The sequence below is a fragment of the Streptomyces sp. BK79 genome (genome assembly GCF_044142145.1).
GTDB lineage: Bacteria > Actinomycetota > Actinomycetes > Streptomycetales > Streptomycetaceae > Streptomyces.
Genome location: NZ_JBHVOC010000001.1, coordinates 144,231 through 160,671, shown reverse-complemented (window position 1 = coordinate 160,671; position 16,441 = coordinate 144,231). Strand labels below are relative to the sequence as shown.

15 protein-coding genes are annotated in these 16,441 nt (G+C 73.4%); 7 read left to right on the top strand and 8 right to left on the bottom strand.

Translation table 11 applies throughout. The annotated features are described in order from the left end of the window. Positions 1-68: 68 nt before the first annotated feature. The 3 genes from ACFIF2_RS00755 to ACFIF2_RS00745 all read right to left on the bottom strand — a co-directional run bounded on the left by ACFIF2_RS00755 (position 69) and on the right by ACFIF2_RS00745 (position 3,760). Positions 69-2,540 (bottom strand): SCO7613 C-terminal domain-containing membrane protein, encoded by a 2,472-nt coding sequence (locus ACFIF2_RS00755; protein WP_395570442.1) that lies wholly within the window; start codon positions 2,538-2,540, stop codon positions 69-71. A gap of 103 nt (positions 2,541-2,643) precedes the next feature. Continuing rightward, on the bottom strand, positions 2,644-3,066 hold the full coding sequence (locus ACFIF2_RS00750; RefSeq protein ID WP_395570441.1) for a DUF6003 family protein: 423 nt from the start codon (positions 3,064-3,066) through the stop codon (positions 2,644-2,646). A gap of 91 nt (positions 3,067-3,157) precedes the next feature. Further along, positions 3,158-3,760 carry a GNAT family N-acetyltransferase gene (locus tag ACFIF2_RS00745; protein WP_395570696.1) on the bottom strand — a complete coding sequence of 201 codons (603 nt, stop codon included), beginning with the start codon at positions 3,758-3,760 and terminating at the stop codon, positions 3,158-3,160. Between the two features lie 133 nt (positions 3,761-3,893). On the opposite strand from ACFIF2_RS00745, the gene ACFIF2_RS00740 reads away from it, so the two are divergent. The 5 genes from ACFIF2_RS00740 to ACFIF2_RS00720 all read left to right on the top strand — a co-directional run bounded on the left by ACFIF2_RS00740 (position 3,894) and on the right by ACFIF2_RS00720 (position 9,591). Continuing rightward, complete coding sequence (locus ACFIF2_RS00740) at positions 3,894-4,334, top strand: OsmC family protein (protein WP_395570440.1); 441 nt, start codon at positions 3,894-3,896, stop codon at positions 4,332-4,334. A 158-nt stretch (positions 4,335-4,492) separates the two neighbouring features. After that, positions 4,493-5,425, top strand: coding sequence for a hypothetical protein (locus tag ACFIF2_RS00735; RefSeq protein WP_395570439.1), 933 nt, complete (start codon positions 4,493-4,495; stop codon positions 5,423-5,425). A 446-nt stretch (positions 5,426-5,871) separates the two neighbouring features. Beyond that, positions 5,872-7,698 (top strand): glycoside hydrolase family 3 protein, encoded by a 1,827-nt coding sequence (locus ACFIF2_RS00730; protein WP_395570438.1) that lies wholly within the window; start codon positions 5,872-5,874, stop codon positions 7,696-7,698. A 151-nt stretch (positions 7,699-7,849) separates the two neighbouring features. Further along, a complete protein-coding gene (locus ACFIF2_RS00725) occupies positions 7,850-8,389 on the top strand; it encodes a hypothetical protein (RefSeq protein WP_395570437.1) in 540 nt (179 codons plus the stop codon). Positions 8,390-8,481: 92 nt separating this feature from the next. Next, positions 8,482-9,591, top strand: coding sequence for a PP2C family protein-serine/threonine phosphatase (locus tag ACFIF2_RS00720; RefSeq protein ID WP_395570436.1), 1,110 nt, complete (start codon positions 8,482-8,484; stop codon positions 9,589-9,591). Positions 9,592-9,660: 69 nt separating this feature from the next. Here the strand turns inward: ACFIF2_RS00720 and ACFIF2_RS00715 are convergent, their stop codons facing one another. The 5 genes from ACFIF2_RS00715 to ACFIF2_RS00695 all read right to left on the bottom strand — a co-directional run bounded on the left by ACFIF2_RS00715 (position 9,661) and on the right by ACFIF2_RS00695 (position 15,084). Continuing rightward, the gene (locus ACFIF2_RS00715) at positions 9,661-10,698 is read right to left on the bottom strand and encodes a B12-binding domain-containing protein (protein ID WP_395570695.1); all 1,038 of its coding nucleotides are present in this window, start codon (positions 10,696-10,698) and stop codon (positions 9,661-9,663) included. 68 nt (positions 10,699-10,766) lie between these two features. Beyond that, positions 10,767-12,386, bottom strand: a complete 1,620-nt coding sequence (locus ACFIF2_RS00710; protein WP_395570435.1) for a PP2C family protein-serine/threonine phosphatase — start codon at positions 12,384-12,386, stop codon at positions 10,767-10,769. Positions 12,387-12,650: 264 nt separating this feature from the next. Beyond that, entirely contained in the window at positions 12,651-13,220 is a 570-nt protein-coding gene (locus ACFIF2_RS00705; protein WP_395570434.1) for a DUF6328 family protein, read from the bottom strand. Positions 13,221-13,427: 207 nt separating this feature from the next. Then, on the bottom strand, positions 13,428-14,486 hold the full coding sequence (locus ACFIF2_RS00700) for an abortive infection protein (protein ID WP_395570433.1): 1,059 nt from the start codon (positions 14,484-14,486) through the stop codon (positions 13,428-13,430). Between the two features lie 109 nt (positions 14,487-14,595). Further along, positions 14,596-15,084: a MarR family winged helix-turn-helix transcriptional regulator gene (locus ACFIF2_RS00695; protein WP_395570432.1), complete on the bottom strand. Its 489-nt coding sequence runs from the start codon at positions 15,082-15,084 to the stop codon at positions 14,596-14,598. Positions 15,085-15,234: 150 nt separating this feature from the next. Here ACFIF2_RS00695 and ACFIF2_RS00690 point away from each other — a divergent pair, with 150 nt between their 5' ends. After that, complete coding sequence (locus ACFIF2_RS00690) at positions 15,235-15,660, top strand: Rid family hydrolase (protein WP_395570431.1); 426 nt, start codon at positions 15,235-15,237, stop codon at positions 15,658-15,660. Between the two features lie 33 nt (positions 15,661-15,693). Continuing rightward, positions 15,694-16,242, top strand: a complete 549-nt coding sequence (locus ACFIF2_RS00685; protein WP_395570430.1) for a putative immunity protein — start codon at positions 15,694-15,696, stop codon at positions 16,240-16,242. Positions 16,243-16,441: the final 199 nt, after the last annotated feature.

Below are 16,441 nucleotides of genomic sequence, written 5' to 3'. Positions count from 1 at the left end.
CGCCGAGAGCACGCACCTGACGCCGCGAGGCCGCCCTCCGGGCGACGACGCGAATTGTCAGACAGGCCCTAGTGGAACCGCCCGAACACGTCCCGCACGCGCCGTGCGTCGCGCAGGCGCTGCTCGTAGGTGGCGCCCAGGGCGAGCAGCACCGCACCGGCCAGCGCGGGAGGCGCCCACCGGGGGAGCACGCCGACGACCTGGGCGACGTACGGGGCGAGTTCGTGCAGGGTCACCAGGGCCAGCACGGCCCCGCCGAGGACCAGCGGCGCCCGGAGCCGGTGGCGCGCGCCCACCAGGGTCACGGCCAGCGCGGCCGCACCGAGCAGCAGCGGCCGGAGCCAGTGCGGGTCGCCCCACGCCGCGAGCAGACTCGGCACCAGGGCGAGGGCCAGGCCGGGTCCGTACGCCGTCCACGAGGAGAGCGCGGGATCGCGACGGCGCCCCAGGAAGCCGACGACCAGCGCGGGCACGGCCACCGGCAGGGTGTAGGCCTCCGGCGTGGTGACCTCCCAGGCCGCCAGCCGGACCCAGGCGGCCAGCACGAAGAGGACGGCGGCCACGTGACCGGCCGCCCGCCGGTCCGGTCGCAGCGCCGTCGCGGCCGTGACCACCCCGCCGAACGAGAGCACCACCGCCAGCATCGGCGGATCGGTCGCGGTGAGAGCGAGGGCGAGCAGCCCCGCCGCCGCGCCCGCACCCTCGACGGGCACCCTCGCGGAAGAACCCGTCAGACGCCACGCCAGCAGGACCGCGACCGCGGGCACGATGAGGACCAGCAGCGCCGTGTGCCGCGGCGGCAGTCCGGCCCACGCGCCGATCGCACAGGCGAGAGCCGTGGCGTGGACGAGGGCGGCGGGCGCCGCGAACGGGCCGGTCCCCGGACGCGTACCCGCCGCGGCGAACAGCAGTGTCATCGCGGTGAGCACACCGATCGTCGTCGCCTCGGACACCAGCGAGACGAGGGCGAGATGCACGGAGGTGACGAGCGCCAGCACGACGGCCGTGACGGCCGGCCACGACAGGCCGGCCGCGCCGCGGCGGGCCCGCTCCGCGCAGCCCAGCGCCGCCACCACCACGGCGCCCTGCACCACCAGCGCGGGACCGTAGGGCAGTCCGAGCGCGGAAGGCAGCACCAGCATCGCCGCCCAGCCGGCGACGAACGCCCCCGCCACGGCCGCCGGCCGCACCTTCCCGACGTGCGCGGAAGCCGTCACCAGGACGACCGTGACGACGGCCAGGACGAGCGGCACGGTGGTCGCGTACGCGGGCCAGGGCGCGTCCGCGAACACGGCGGTCCTGATGTCCCGCGGCACACCGGACCAGGGCCGCGCCACCCGCGGCACCGGACCGAGGAGCACCCCGGCGACCGGCGGCAGGGCCGACAGCACCGCGAGGCCCTGCACCGCGCACGAGGCCAGGACCAGACCCCGGCGCGGCGCCTCGGGAAGCGGCGACCTGAGGACCAGCAGCAGTGCGACACCGCAGACCAGGAACCCGGGCACGGTCCACTCACCGGGCAGCGAGGCCCGCAGCACCCCGCCCGCCCCGGCGACCGCGGCCAGACCGGCCGTCAGCGCCGCGCCCACGGCCACGTCCGGGTTCGGGACGGCCCGGGCCACCACCAGGGCGATCGCGGCCGCGAGGACCAGGAGCGCCGCCCCTCGCGCGGCGTCGATCGGGCCGGACGCGCTCCAGCAGAGCGAGCCGGCCGAGAGAACACCGACGGCACCGGCGCCGAGCGAGCCGACGGCGGCGACGACCCGGACCGGCGCGAGGGCGGCCCGCAGGGCGCCGGCGGCCCCGGCCGCCGCGGTCACCAGGAGTACGGCCGTGAGGGCGTGCGGGCCGGCGTCGACGGAGATCGCCCACAGCGGCAGGGGAAGGTGGGCGCTCGCCGTGGCCAGCGGGAGGGGCAGACGGAGCACGCGCCGCGTCCCCGTCCGGTCCGGGCCCTCGGCGGCCGGAGCGTCCGACGGCACCAGCGTCCCCACGCCCACGCCGTACGCGGCCCACACCCCGGACAGGACGGCCGACGCGACGGCCGTGTACGGGAGAGCGCCCGTCCCGGTGAACGCCACCTGGCGCAGCGCGTAGGCGTCGAGCACCGTCAGCGCGATCCCCAGAGCGGCGACCGCCTCGGCCGTCGAGACCAGCCCACGCCGCAGCAGCGCCACCGGCGCCGCCAGTGCCCCCGCGGTCACCGCGCCGAGCACCAGCGACCGTCCGGCGATCCCCAGCTGCCCCCAACCGACCAGGGTGAAGGCGACCGCGGCGACCGTCAGCAGGACTCCGCCGAGGACCAGCAGCACGTTCTGCACACCGGGTGCCGTGGCGTCCGGCACGGGAGCGGGGCCACGACGGCTCGGCCACACCGGCGGCACGGACCCGTCGCCCCGGCCGCCCCGGGGCGCGGACGCCCGCAACGTGTGGATCAGCCACGCGCGGCGTCGCAGCAGGACGGCCCGGCGGGCGTCGAGGTGCCACAACTCGGCGTCGAGGAGCCGCAGCTCCTCGGCCGGGGGCAAGGGGTTCGTCATGCCTGGGAGTGTGGCCCCCCGCACGCCACCGGACATGAGCGCGCGTACTCAGTTCCTACTCAGGTACCGCCCGCGCCCGGCGCGGTGGCGGCCCGGCCGCCCGTCACCGGGCCATCGCCCTGACGGTCGTCAGCTCCTCGCCGGTCAGTTCCGCGATGCGGTGCGCCGGCACCCCGGCCGCGAGCGCACGGGTCAGCAGCGCCTCACGGTTGTCCGCGCAGGAACGGTAGGCCAGCAGCTCCTCCTCCAGCCGCGCGACGTTCTCCGGCACGAGCGAGTGGCGTACGCGGCTGAGTTCCTCGTCGCTCAGAGGGACCGGCAGCCGCTCGGCGCCCTCGGGAATGGAGGACGTCTCCTCCGGCGGCAGCAGGCGCAGCCCGGGAGAGGACGCGGTGACACCCTGCGCGTCCAGCCACGCACGGACCGCGGGCGTGTCCATGCAGGCCAGGTCCCCGACGGCCGCGGGCGGAGTGCCGAGCGGCGAGTCCGTTCCGGTGAACAGGACGAGATAGGCGTCGTCGGTCATCCTCTTGCTCCTCATGGGCGACGTGCGTGTCGGACGGCCTTCCCTATACCCGCCACCGCGCGTCTCACGTACCCGGGCCGCCGGCGGGTTCTCAGCGCGGGTCCCTGCGCATGCACCAGGTGCGGGGGCCGTCGCCGGGGAGCCGGACATCGGCCGTGACTTCGAAGCCGAGCCGCTCGTAGAACCGCACGTTCGCCTCGCTTGAGGTCTCCAGGAACACCGGGCACCCCGCGCGCTCGGCCTCCTGGACGCCGGGGGCCAGTACGGCACCGCCGAGCCCTTTCCCCTGTGCTTCGGGGGCGGTCGCCACGGTCTGCAGGAACCATCCCGGGTCCTTCGGCCGGTACGGCGCCATGGCCACGTCCGCGTCCGCGGCCATGGCGGCCCGGTCGCCGCTGAGTTCACCGAGGACCGGCCCCAGTTCGGCGAGGGCGGGGGAGGGGTCCTGGCCGGGAATCGCCCAGACCGCCACGGCACGGCCCGCGTCGGCGACCCAGACACGTCCGTACACCATGCCGATACGGGTCAGGCACAGCTCCTGGTACCGCCGGACGCGCTCCTCGTGACCGTCCGCCGCGATCACGTGCCGCGTGAAGGGGTAGTCGGCGAAGGCCCGGGCGAGGGTGTCGACCGCGGTGGGGACGTCGGCGTCGGTGAGGAGGCGTACGGAAGGCGCGCTGCGGCGCTGGGGCATGTCCACCGAACGATCTTGACAGCAGGCCCTGTCCTCCACACAACGCCCATGGCCGGGCCCGGTGCGCGCCTCCCCGACGGCCGGTCGGTCCGGCGCCGTGTCCCCGTACGCCGATGCGGCTACTGTCGAGGGCATGAGCGAACACTCGGAGCGTTCCGTCACCGTCGAACGCACCAGCAGCGGCCAGTTCGTGGCGACCAACGCCCGTGGCGGATCGATCGGTTTCGGTACGTCCTCGGACAGCGGCCACGACACCGGATTCACGCCCGTGGAGTTGTTCCTGGCCGCGATCGGCGGCTGCAGTGCCGTGGACGTCGACATCGCCACCGGCCGGCACGCGGAGCCCACCCGGTTCTCCGTGACGGTCACCGGAGACAAGATCAGCGACGACCTGGGCAACCGCATGACGAACCTCGAGGTCACCTTCAGCGTGGCGTTCCCGGACGACGAGGGGGCGGAACGCGCCCGCGCGATCCTGCCCCGCGCGGTCAAGGCGTCCCATGACCGCCTCTGCACCGTGAGCAGGACCGTCGAGATCGGCACACCCGTGACCACGACGGTCACCGACGCCTGACGTCCGGGCGCGGACCCGGGGGAGGGGTTGTGTCGCGTCCCCCTCCCTCACCCGTTCGGCCCCGTCCCGCCCCCACCGGATCGGTCTCACCGGCCCCGCCTGCCCCATACTGGAACAAATGGGATGAACAGCCCGGGCGAGCTCGCGGAGGCGCAGCGATGCACCACCACGCCGAGAACGGTGCCGACCACACGACGGACGCCGCGCAGGAACCGGAACCGTACGACGACGAGGTCTACGACGACGAGGAGACCTACGAAGGCACCGTCGTCCAGGGCGACGACGAGCCGGCGCGTCCGTCGCCGGAAGGGAGCCCCGACGTCTTCCTGGACGTCCCCCAGCTCAAGGTCGACGAGATCAACCTGGACGTGGAGAACCTGCGGGCCCGTGTCTCCCTCCAGGCCGAGGTGCTCGATCTGCTCAAGCTGAACGTGGGTGCCGACGTCGCGCTCGGCGAGGTCCACCTCGGCATCTCCGGCGTGGAGGCACAGGCCCAGCTCGAGGTCCGGCTGGACAACGTCGCGCAGATCATCGGCCGGGTCCTCACCACGCTCGACCGCAATCCGCAGATGCTGGAGGCGCTGGCCCGCGGCGTCGGGTCGGCCGTGCAGGACGTGGGCCGGGGCGCCGGATCGGCCGTACACGATGTCGGCCGGGGCGCCGGGTCCGCCGTGCGGGACGTCGGGGAGGGGGCGGGAGCCGCGGTGGAGGATGTCGGAGCGGGGGCCGGAGCCGCGGTGGAGGATGTGGGAGAGGGGGCCGGAGTCGCGGTCGAGGGCGTCGGTGGCGGTGCCGGAAAAGCCGTCGGAGAGGTCGGGCAGGGCGTCGGCGAGGTGGCCGAGGACATCGGCGGGGGTGCGGGAGATGCCGTCGGCGAGGTGAGCGGCGCGGCGGGCGAGGCCGTCGCTGAAGCGGGTGACGTGACGCGGGAGGCCGGCGGCACGGAGGCACGGCGGACGGCCGGACGGACCGGCGCCGACACCGAGGGCGGACGCTCCGGCACCCGGCGGCGCCGCACGCGCGAGGACGGGTCCGAGGCGCGGCGCCCCGCCGGGCAGCGGAGGGTCAGGAGCCGCGACGAGCCGCCGTGAACGGACGGCCCGCCGCGCGAGGCCGCCCAGGCTCCGCCTGCGGAACATGCGAACCCCGGTCCCGACATCTCCTTCGACGCGGTCGTCAGCGGTGACCGCCTCCGCTTCGAGGAGGCGCCACGGACCCGGGTCACCTTCCCCGGCACCGGTGCGCGCGAGTCGGTGTCCCGCAGCGAGCGGACCAATCTCCCCCGACGGGTGGCCGCCGGGAAGGAGTACCGCGAGGTGACCGTGAAGTACCGCCTCGCCAGCCGCCTCACCGGCACCTCGGCGGACGGCCCGGCACCGGACGAGGACGGGCCGCGACCTCAACCCCCCGGCTTTGTCTAGACCTATTTTGTCTAGACCTCTTGCCCGCCCGTGACGCGCGGGCTACGTTTCCCGCTGTCCGGAGTCACGTTTCCTTCAATTCCCTTGATGTGCAAGGCCGGAAGGAGCATGCCCACATGCAGGACCGGAGTCTGTCCAGACGGGCCGTTCTCGCCTCCGCGACCGTGGTCGCCGCGGGCGCGGCGGGCGTCGTGGGCGTGACGGCCTCCCCCGCGGCCGCGCACGGACGCGACCGCCGCATCAAGAAGATCATCGCCAGGATGAGCATCGAGGCGAAGATCGGCCAGTTGTTCGTGCCGTACTTCTACGGTACGTCGGCGACCTCCCCCAGCCAGTTCGACCAGGACCGCAACCTGAGGGAACTCGGGGTCCGCACCGTGGCCGAGCTCATCGCCAAGTACCACATCGGCGGTGTCATCTACTTCTCCGGCTGGGCGAACAACATCCAGGACCCCCGCCAGGTCGCGGACCTGACGAACGGTGTGCAGCGGGCGTCGCTCGCCCTGCCCACCCCCATCCCGTCCCTGGTCTCCATCGACCAGGAGCACGGGGCCAACGTCCGCATCGGCAGCGGCGCCACCCAGCTGCCCGGCGCGATGGCGCTCGGAGCGGGCCGCTCGCTCTCCGACGCGCGCACCGCCGGACGGATATCGGGTACCGAACTCGCCGCCCTGGGCATCCACCAGAACTTCGCCCCGGTCGCCGACGTCAACGTCAATCCGGCCAACCCCATCATCAACGTCCGCTCCTTCGGCGCCGACGCCCGCGAGGTCGGCCGCATGGTGGCGGCCCAGGTGACGGGTTATCAGCAGGCCGGCGTCGTGGCCTGCGCCAAGCACTTCCCGGGCCACGGGGACACCGGGGAGGACAGCCACACCGGACTGCCCGTGATCACCCACACCCGCGAGGAGTGGGAGCGCGTCGACGCCCCGCCCTTCAAGGCCGCGATCGCCGCCGGTGTCGACTCGATCATGACCGCGCACCTCCAGGTCCCCGCGCTCGACCCCAGCAACGAACCCGCCACCCTGTCACCCGCGATCCTCCAGGGCGTGCTGCGCGACGAACTGGGCTTCGACGGTGTGATCGTCACCGACGCCCTCAACATGCAGGGCGTGCGCACCAAGTACGGCGACGACCGCGTGCCCGTCCTCGCCCTGAAGGCCGGCGTCGACCAACTGCTGTTCCCGCCGGACATCGACGTCGCCTACCACGGCGTCCTGGCCGCCGTCCGCGACGGAGAGATCACCGAGGCCCGGCTCGACGAGTCGGTCCTGCGCATCCTGCGGATCAAGGACAAGGCCGGCCTGCTCAGCGGCAGCCCCTACGTCTCCCCGGAAGAGGTCGACCGGGTCGTCGGCGCCCGCCGGCACCGGCTCGCCGCCGCCCGTATCGCCGAGCGGACCACCACCCTGCTGGTCAACGAGAACGAGGCACTCCCGCTGCGCCGCGGGCAGCGCAAACTGCTCGTGGTCGGCGCCAGCCCCGCCTTCCCGACCGACGCCACCCGTGCCACGGTGCCCGAGCTGGCCAAGGCGTTCGACGAACTGGGCTACAGCACCACCCACCTCGCCACCGGCCGGACGCCCGACCCGGCGAAGATCGACGAGGCCGTGGCCGCCGCGCAGGGGCGGGACGCGGTGGTGGTCACCACCGACAACGTCGGCGCCACCAGCGCCCAGCGCACCCTGGTGTCCCGGCTGCTCGCGACCGGCGTCCCCGTCGTGCACCTCGCGGTGCGCAACCCCTACGACATCGCCCACCTCGGCGACGTCCCGGCTTCCCTGGCCTCCTACTGCTGGACCGAGGTCGAACTGCGCGCGGCCGCCCGGGTGATCGCCGGCCGGGTCGAGCCGCGCGGCAAGCTGCCCGTGCCCGTCCAGCGGGCCGACGACCCGGCCAGGGTTCTCTTCCCCTCCGGGCACGGCCTCAGGTACGACGACTGACGCGCCGGCCCTTCCGCGCCCGGCCGGCCCAGGCCGGGCGCGGAAGGGCGCGGGGCCGGGTGACCGGGCGACCCGCGTGGCGTCGTGTCCGCCGGCGGGGCGGGGGTGAGCATGGGGTGACCTGTTTGTCCTCCCGTACCGAGGCGATGCGATGCCCGACCACGCCCGTCCCGTCCAGCCCGGCAGCGCTGTGCCGAGGGGAGGTCTGAGACCCCGTCTGGCTCAGCGGTGGCTGTTCCGGGGCATCTACGGCCTGGTGCTGGCCAGCGCCTTGGTGGCCGCGCTGGATGTGCCGGGCGAGGAGGCCGACCCCGGTCAGGACGCGCTGTGGGTCCTCCTCACGGCGCTGGCGGCGGGTGCCGCCCACGGGTACGCGCACGTCATCGCGCGACGCGCGTCCGGTGAGACGCCGGCCGGGCCGCCGGGCAGACTGCGGGCGGTACTCGCCGAGTGGCCCCTGACCGCCGCCGTACTGCCCACCGTGCTGCTCCTGCTCGGCGCGGTCGCCGAGTGGTGGTCGGAGGACACGGCGGTCGACGTGGCTCTGCTGGCGAACACCGTCGCCCTGTTCGGCCTGGGAACGGCGGCGGCCCGCACCGCGGGGCTCGGCTGGCTGACCTCCTGCCGGGCGGGGGTCGTGGACATGCTGATCGGGTTGGTGATCATTGCCGCGGACGCCGTGCTCGAGTAGCGCGGACTCCCGGACGCGCGCCCTCGGCGCGAGGGCGACGGCGCGCCCGTCCTGCCGGTGCGAGCGGGGCCGGGGCGGTGTAGAGAGGAGGCATGGCGCAAGGTCTCGACGGACTCAGCCGGCCGGGGCGACCGGGCCGGGCGTGGGTCCTCGTCCCCATCGCCTGGATCATCGCGGTGTCCGTGGTCGACGTACTCGCGCCACCCCACATCCATCTGGGCCCGCTGCTCGTCGCGGCGCCGGCGGTCACGCCGTCGTTCGGCGGGCCCCGGACGGTGGGACTGGTGGCCGCGCTGGCGGTGTGCGCGCAGACGGTCATCGGGGTGCTGCGCGACCCCGACGAACTGCTCTCGGCCAACCACGAGGCCCAGATCATGGCCTTGCTCCTGGTCGGCACCAGCCTCGTCGTCTTCTGCGTGATCCGAGAGCGCCGCGCCAAGGAACTGAGACAGGTGCGGTACGTGTCCGAGGCCGCCCAACGCGTGGTCCTGCCACCGCTTCCCCAACGGCTCGGACCTTTGCGCGCCGCCAGCCTCTACCTCGCCGCGGAGGCCGAGGCGCAGATCGGCGGAGACCTGTACGCGGCGGTACGCACCGCCTCCGGCACCCGGTTGATCGTCGGCGACGTGCGGGGCAAGGGGATGACGGCGGTCAACGACGCCTCCCTGCTGCTCGGAGCGTTCCGCGTCGCGGCCCACCGGCCGGCGAGCCTGGACGAGCTGGTGGCCTATCTCGACCGCAGCGTGTGCTGGGACCTGGCGGAGCCGGGCGAGACGGGACGCTCCGGGGAAACGTTCATCACCGCCGTCGTCGTGGAGATCCCGGACCGGGACCACCGTGTCCGGATGGTCTCCTGCGGCCACCCACCGCCGGTCGTCCTGCGCGACGGCCGGCCGCTCACGGTGGACGCCCGCCATCCCGCACCCCCGCTGGGCCTGGGCGAACTGGCGGCTCCGCGCTACCACGTGGAGACGTTCCCGTTCGAGCCGGGAGATCTCCTGCTGCTGTACACGGACGGCATCACGGAGGCCCGCGACTCCGCCGGCACCTTCTACCCGCTGACCGAGCGCATCCGTGGCTGGACGGAGCACGACTGCGACGCCTTCCTCGCCCGCTTCCGGCGCGACCTGCTGGACCACGTCGGCGGACATCTGGACGACGACGCCGTCATGATCGTCGTGGAGCGCCCTCCTGAGCTTTAGTACAGGGCTCGTGGACCACGACGCCCGCACCCCCGGGGGGCGTGCCGCGCGGTGGAGGGCGGCCCGGGGTCAGGGACGGGCGGTCAGGGTGGCGCGGCCGGCGTCGAGGAGACGGCGGGCGCGGGGGAAGTCGCGCAGCTGTTCCTCCAGCAGATCCAGGCCCGGCACGAGCGAGTGGGCGGGGACGCCGCGAGCGGTGAGGACGTCCGCGGTCCAGGCGAGGAAGCCGGTGAAGAGGTCCGGGTCGTCCACGTACAGCGCGGCGGCGAGGAAGTCGACGATGTGGGCGATGTCCTCGGCGGTGCGTTCGCGCTGGGCGTCGTCGTACTCGGCCACGGCGGGCGAGCGCCGCAGGAGTCGTCGGAAGGTCTCCCGCACCAGGTCGCGGGAGGACTGGGCGACCATGGTGTACTCCTGGTCGGCCAGGTGCGGCAGGTCGTCGATCGCCTGGTGGGGCGGCCGGGGCCGGGGCAGGGGGCCGGCGGCGAGCCGGTCGGCGGCGGCGCGGGCGTCGGGCGCCCAGGCGTCGGCGCCCAGCCGACGGGCGTGGCGTCCGTCGGAGCCGAAACCGAGGCCGCCGACCATGACCGGCGTGCCGATGGCCTGGACGGCGGTGATCGCCGCGTGGGCCAGGGGCAGGCGTGTGGACAGCGCGGCGGACAGGCAGGCGGTGTCCGCGCCGGTGCGGTGGATCTGGCCGACCAGGTGGGCGGTGGGCACCTGGGCGCCGAGGTAGCGGACCTCCCATCCCCGAAGTCGCAGCGTCTCGGCGAGCAGGCGGGCGGGCAGCGCGTGCCACTCCTTGTCCACGCAGGCCACCGTCACCCTGCCGAGGAACGTGTCGGGGCGGCTGACGGGCAGCGCGGCGACGACCCGGTCGTTGATGGCGGTGGCGGCGTGCTCGTCGGCGACGCTCATACGGTTGGCGGCCCACTCGGTGCCGACCTTGTGCTGGACGGCGCCGATCACCTCCAGCAGGACCGTCTCCGCGTCCAGTCCCGCCGCCAGGGCGTCGGCGATGACGTCGTGTGCCGCGTACTCGTCCGCCGTCCGGGCGGCCGCCCAGAGCCTGTCCGCCCAGTCCGCGGCCCGCTCGTCGCCGGGCATGGGGGCGAGACGTACTCCGACGTCGTGCCGGGCGGGCGCGTCGCCCACGCCGGCGGGGGAAGTGTTCGTCATGCCGTGTCCCTGCCCCGAGCCGCGCCCCGTACGGCACTCGGGTGCGCCTCCAGCGGGGCGGTGATGGCCAGCACGGCGATGTCGTCGTGGCCTCCGTCCCCGATCCACTCGTCGACCAGCATCTGGACGCGTTCGACGACAGCCTCGGAAGGCATGCCGGCACACCCGAGCAGAGCACGCTGGAGGCGCTCCTCCCCGAACAGGGTGTCGCCCAGCGGGCCGCCCCTGGCCTCGGTGACGCCGTCGGTGTACAGCACGCACGTTTCCCCCGGGGCGAGCCGTAGCTCGGTGGTGCGGGTCCTGATCTGCGGCAGGACACCGATCAGGGTGCCGCCGGTGTCGGCCTCCTCGACACCGCCGTCCTGGCGGAGGATCAGCGGAGGAGGGTGACCGGCGGAGGTGAGGCGCAGTAACACGTCGCGGTCCTCGCGGACGGCGGAGGCCAGGACGAGGGTCACGAAGCGCGTCGAGTGGGCGTTGCGCAGCGCGTTGTTGAGCAGTCGCAGCAGTTGGCCGTGGTCGCCGCCCAGGGGGAGCAGCGCCTGGAGCGTGTTGCGGACCTTGCCGGTGAGGACCGCCGCCTCCAGGCCCTTGCCGGACACGTCACCGAGCACGGCCAGGGACTCCGGGCTGTCCTCGTTCGCGGGATGGACGTCGTAGAAGTCACCGCCGACGCGGTCGGTGTCGACACTGGCCCGGTAACCGCCGGCGAACTCCACCCCTTCCACTTCCCGCAGAGCCGGCGGCAGCAGGTCCCGCATCAGGGTGTCGGTGATCGCGTTCTGCTCGGTGTACAGCCGCGCGGCGGACATCGCCGCTCCGGCCCGGGCGGCGAACAGGCCGGCGAAGACCTCCTCCGACGCGCTGAACACCGAGCGCGGCGCCCGGCGCAGCAGGACCAGCGCACCGGCCGGAACGCCATGGCCGGGAAGCGGGACGATCGCCAGCGAGCCGACCTCGCCGAAGTCCTCGGGGACCAGCCAGTCGGGAGCGGCGGCGGGGTCTATCCAGCGTGAGGCCACCGGCGGGAAGCCCCGCAGCGCCTCCGGGAGACCGGGCACACTGTGCACCGCGCCCGAGACCGTGCCGCGGACCAGGCGGCCGTGCTGGTCGCACAGGACCAACGGCAGCAACCTCCCCGTGGTGGGGGCGATGACCAGTGCCGCGTCGGCCAGGTGCTCGGCGGCCAGGCGCGCGGTGACGTCCATGCACCGATCGAGGTTCAGCGACGCCAGCAGGGCGCTGGATGCCTCGGACAGGAACCGGGTGCGTTCGCGTTCCGTCTCCAGCTCTTCCACGGCCGACCGGTAGGCGGTCTGCTCCACCAGCCACCACGCGGTCTCCCCGCCGGGAAGCACGGACGGGGACGCCGAGAAGAACCCCTCACCCACCGCGCCGCTGACCGAACCGGTACCGGGCGTGCGCTGGGCGGCGGCGAGCCAGCCCGGCGACGGCAGGACCTCGCCCACACGGGCATCGGGCAGGAGGGCCCCCGCCGCGTCGTTGAGCTCCGCCACGTGCCCGGCGGCGTCCGTGACCACCACCGGAAAGGGGGCGGCAGCGGCGCTCACCGGACCGGTGGCGCCGGTGCGGGATCCTCCCGGAGACACAGACATGAGCAGGGCATCCTCCCGGGCCCTCGATCTGCCGTGAGGGCCAAGCGTCGTTGCTGAACGGCAACAGTCCCTCACGTGCGACCCCGTACGCAAGCCACGCTCCGTGGCCGCGTTCGCCCCGGTGTACTGGGGACTTTCGCCGCACACTGCAGGGTTTCCCCCTCCTTGAGACGTCCCTGAGGCCCACGGAAGGTCACGGAACCTTCACGAGTGCGGCTTCCCGGTGGTGGTGAGCGGAGCCCGCGGCGAGTGCGGAGCGTCTCGTCACGCGGATCCGTCCGGCGAGGTCGAGCGGCGGGTGGACCGGCGGCGCAGCCACAGGGGGAACGCGTACCAGGACAGGGCGAACCAGAGCATCACGGCACCGGCGAGCGACTTCGCGAGGACGCCCGGCACGACGACGTGCAGGATCAGAAGCAGGGTGCAGCCGATGGTCACGGCCAACAGCAGCATGCCGCACATCATGAGCCGGTGTGCCGCCTCCATCACCTCTTCCTTCATGCGCTGTCCCGACAGGAAGCGGTGGATGGAGACCGGTGCTATCAGGCAGGCCGTGGCGGTGGCACCCGAGACCACGGTGATGACGTAGACGGTGTGGTCGAACGTGCTCAGATCGTGGAAGAGCGGCGTGAACGCCACACTGAGCAGGAAGCCGAAGAGGATCTGCACTCCCGTCTGGGCGACGCGCGTCTCCTGCAATATCTCGTTCCACCGGCGGTTGATGCGCTCATGCGGGCTCTCCGGCTCCTCCTCCTGGGACGTCGCGCCCCCGCCGTGGCACGCATCGCACTCGCCGGCCGTCGCCCCCGACAACTCCATCGGCTCCGTCGTCATGGTCAACCGTCTCCTCCTGTTGGTGACGGTTCTGATGCCCGCCCGAGCCGTCCGCACGCCGGGACAGTCCGACAGCGCTCCTGCTCGCGGCGCGGGTGCCCGGCCCGGAACGCCCTCCACGGTGCGTCACGCTTCGTCCGGCTGCTTCTTCGCCGGCTCGCTCGTCGCGGCGGGTACGGGCATCCGGCTGGTCCCTGACCGGGACGGTCAACCTGCCGTGGCAGGGCCGGAATCAGCGTCGTCGCCCGGCGCGAGCGCCTCGTAGCACCGCGCGACGGCGTGGTAGGCGGCTTTGGGTGTCCACTGCTCGGTGGCGTCCGGTCCGGCGCCCGCGGTTCTCGTGATCTTGACGATGCCGAAGCTCGCCAGGTCGGCGTCCGTGGCACGGTCGCCGGTGTGGAGGAGCATGGGCTCGCTGAAGGCGAACACGAACGTTCCGTGGACACCGGCCCCCGCGAGGGCGTCGATCGACTCGGTGAGGTAGCCGGCCTGGACCTGTTCGTCGCGGGTCACCTCGGCGGTGATGCTCGGCGGGTCGGTGCGGTGGTCGAATATCTCGTACCCCGATCCGCCGCGTCGGGCCGCCCCGCGGTAGGCGCAGCAGCCGAACTCGGTGATCAGCACGGGTTTGCCACCGGCGACGTGTCGCCGGACCTGTTCGATGTAGACCGGGGCGTTGTGGTCGTCGCGGTAGGTGTCCAGGCCCACGTAGTCGAACCGGGACCAGTCGACGGACTCCCAGTCGCCCGCGCCGTAGGTGATCGGGCCGCGGTAGCTTTCCCGGACGGCGGTGACCAAGCGGTCGAGGAGTCGGCCGAGCGCCTTGTCGAACCTCGGCTTGTGGGTGCCGATCAGCCGCGGGAGCCGCTGTCCTCGGTGGGCGAAGGAGCGTCCGGGCACGATTCCGCGGCTGGTGAGGGACAGTTCGCAGCCGACGTTGACGCCGACGCGCCCCGTCTCGGTGCGCAGGGCTTCCGCGGCCGGTCCCAGCGCTCTCAGCGCGGCCTCGATCGCACGGGGGCGGGCCTCGACGAGCCGGGGCTGGAGCCAGGCGGACAGGCCGCAGTCGGTGGCGATGGCGGCCGCTTCGATCAGTCTTCGCGGGTCCGTGGCCATGATGGACACGGCGTTGCAGGACAGGCCGCTCCGGATGGCGGTCATGTCGCGGCGCACCTCGTCGGGGCGCCAGTGGGGACGCGAGTGGAAGTCCCTGGCGTACTGGACACCGGCGTCGTAGCAGACGCCTCGCACGGGAAGGACGGCCAAGGGGACTCCTTCCGTTGTCCGGCCCGCCGTTCGCACCGGAGCAACGCACGGTCCCGTTGACGAGTTCCCGCCTCGGGCGCGGACCTCGCCCAGGTGCGAGGGGCCGCCGTCAGCCGAAGTCGTCCGGGACGATGCGGAGCTTGTGCGCGATGCGGGCCAGTGCTTTCTGATCGGTCGTGTTGAGCGAGTCGAGGACGATGCGGCGTACGGCGCGCAGGTGGGTGGGCGCTGCCGCGCGCACGATGTCGAAGCCGGCGTCGGTGAGTTCGGCGAGGGTGTACCTGCCGTCGGCCGGGTCGGGTGTCCGCACGACCCAGCCGCGCTGTTCACAGCGCTTGATGACGTTGGACAGGCGGGAGAGCGATCCGCTGGCGAGGAAGGCCAGTTCTCCCATCCGCAGGGTGCGCCGCGGGGCCTCGGAGAGGTGGCTGAGCACGAGGTACTCGAACAGGGTGAGGCCGTGTTCCTGCCGCAGCGGCGACTCCAGCTTGCCGGGCAGCAGGAGGACCAGGGAGATCAGCCCCGTCCACGCCGCCTTCTCCTGCTCGTCGAGCCAGCGCGGCTCCTCGTCGCCCGTGTGCTCGTCCGTGCCGCTCATGGGCCCTCCCGTGCCGTTCATGGATGTTCCCGCGCTCTCCGGCGGCATCCGCCATCACTTTACGCTTGAAGTCCTTGCGTGCTAGTTTCACTTTACGCGTGAACTCATACGGGAGGAAACGCGCCCCTACGGGCAGGGAGAGGACGCATCATGAGCACCGTCACCTTCGGCAGCGCTGCGGGCTTCGGCGAGAAACTGCACGACGCCCTCGGCTACAGCGGCGCCGTCCGCGTCGGCGACCGGGTCGAGACGTCCGGCCAGGCCGGAGTGGATGACGACCTGGTCGTCCCCGACGCGTTGGAGGACGAGATCATCCGGGCCTTCGACAACGTGGAGCGCACGCTCGCCACGGTCGGCGCGACATGGAAGGACGTCATCCACGTCAACTCGTACCACAAGGTCGCACCGGGAGAGGACGTCATCGGCGACGACCACAACAGGGTCATGGCCGAGCAGTTCCGCCGGCGCCTCGGCGGCCGCGCGCCGATCTGGACCGAGACCGGCGTCACGGTCCTCGGCCTGGCCGCGATGCGCGTGGAGATCCGCGTCACGGCCGTCGTCGGCTCCGGGAACTGAACCGTCACCTCCGCTGTGGCCGAGGATGGAGTCATGACAGGGGACGCGAGCGAGATCGCTCTGAGCAGGCAGGACCTGCGTGAGGTCACCGCGTTCGCCGCGGCGTGCGCGGAAGTGGTGCTCGACGTCTTCGAGGGCGAGGAGCCGGATGACGTGCGGCCTCGGGACGCTGTCGGCGCCGCGTGGGAATTCGCGCGGGGCGGCGAGCGGGGGAAAGCGCTGCGAGACACGGCGTGGGCGGCACTCGCGGCAGCCCGGAGCGCGGACCGTCCGGCGGCGCGTGAGGCGGCCCGGGCCGCGATGTCCGCGGCGGGCGCCGCCTACCTGCACCCGCTGGCCAGGGCCACCCAGGTCAAGCACATTCTCGGAGCCGGCGCTCACGAGGCCAGAGCGGCCGAACTCGTCGCCGGCGACGATCGCGGCGTCGGCGCCGCACACCTCCGGCGGGCGGTGCACCGGGCGACACCGGCCGTCGTCGAGGTGCTCACCCGCTTCCCGACAGCCCCGGGTGGCGGCGGCCGGGTCGGCGAGCTGATCCGCATGCTGGACGCCGACCTGCGGTCACTCGCCCCCGCCGACTGACCCCGAGCGTGCGGACTCCGCGGCGGCCACACCTTCCCGGCGCGGTGGGCCCGTCCGGCTAGCAGACGGCGTGGGGCGGCACACCCCTCCACGTGCACACCGTGCAGGGCGGTTTGGTGGTGCGCCGTGACATACCGCCGTACGGCGCACCACCCCTACGGTGCCGGTCACCTGGCCGCTTCCCCCGTGTCACGCCGGC

Coding starts and splice junctions, on each gene's coding strand:
- ACFIF2_RS00755 (WP_395570442.1), bottom strand. CDS start 2,540: ATGACGAACCCCTTGCCCCCGGCCGAGGAGCTGCGGCTCCTCGACGCC.
- ACFIF2_RS00750 (WP_395570441.1), bottom strand. CDS start 3,066: ATGACCGACGACGCCTATCTCGTCCTGTTCACCGGAACGGACTCGCCG.
- ACFIF2_RS00745 (WP_395570696.1), bottom strand. CDS start 3,760: ATGCCCCAGCGCCGCAGCGCGCCTTCCGTACGCCTCCTCACCGACGCC.
- ACFIF2_RS00740 (WP_395570440.1), top strand. CDS start 3,894: ATGAGCGAACACTCGGAGCGTTCCGTCACCGTCGAACGCACCAGCAGC.
- ACFIF2_RS00735 (WP_395570439.1), top strand. CDS start 4,493: ATGCACCACCACGCCGAGAACGGTGCCGACCACACGACGGACGCCGCG.
- ACFIF2_RS00730 (WP_395570438.1), top strand. CDS start 5,872: ATGCAGGACCGGAGTCTGTCCAGACGGGCCGTTCTCGCCTCCGCGACC.
- ACFIF2_RS00725 (WP_395570437.1), top strand. CDS start 7,850: ATGCCCGACCACGCCCGTCCCGTCCAGCCCGGCAGCGCTGTGCCGAGG.
- ACFIF2_RS00720 (WP_395570436.1), top strand. CDS start 8,482: ATGGCGCAAGGTCTCGACGGACTCAGCCGGCCGGGGCGACCGGGCCGG.
- ACFIF2_RS00715 (WP_395570695.1), bottom strand. CDS start 10,698: ATGCCCGGCGACGAGCGGGCCGCGGACTGGGCGGACAGGCTCTGGGCG.
- ACFIF2_RS00710 (WP_395570435.1), bottom strand. CDS start 12,386: ATGTCTGTGTCTCCGGGAGGATCCCGCACCGGCGCCACCGGTCCGGTG.
- ACFIF2_RS00705 (WP_395570434.1), bottom strand. CDS start 13,220: ATGACGACGGAGCCGATGGAGTTGTCGGGGGCGACGGCCGGCGAGTGC.
- ACFIF2_RS00695 (WP_395570432.1), bottom strand. CDS start 15,084: ATGAGCGGCACGGACGAGCACACGGGCGACGAGGAGCCGCGCTGGCTC.
- ACFIF2_RS00690 (WP_395570431.1), top strand. CDS start 15,235: ATGAGCACCGTCACCTTCGGCAGCGCTGCGGGCTTCGGCGAGAAACTG.
- ACFIF2_RS00685 (WP_395570430.1), top strand. CDS start 15,694: ATGACAGGGGACGCGAGCGAGATCGCTCTGAGCAGGCAGGACCTGCGT.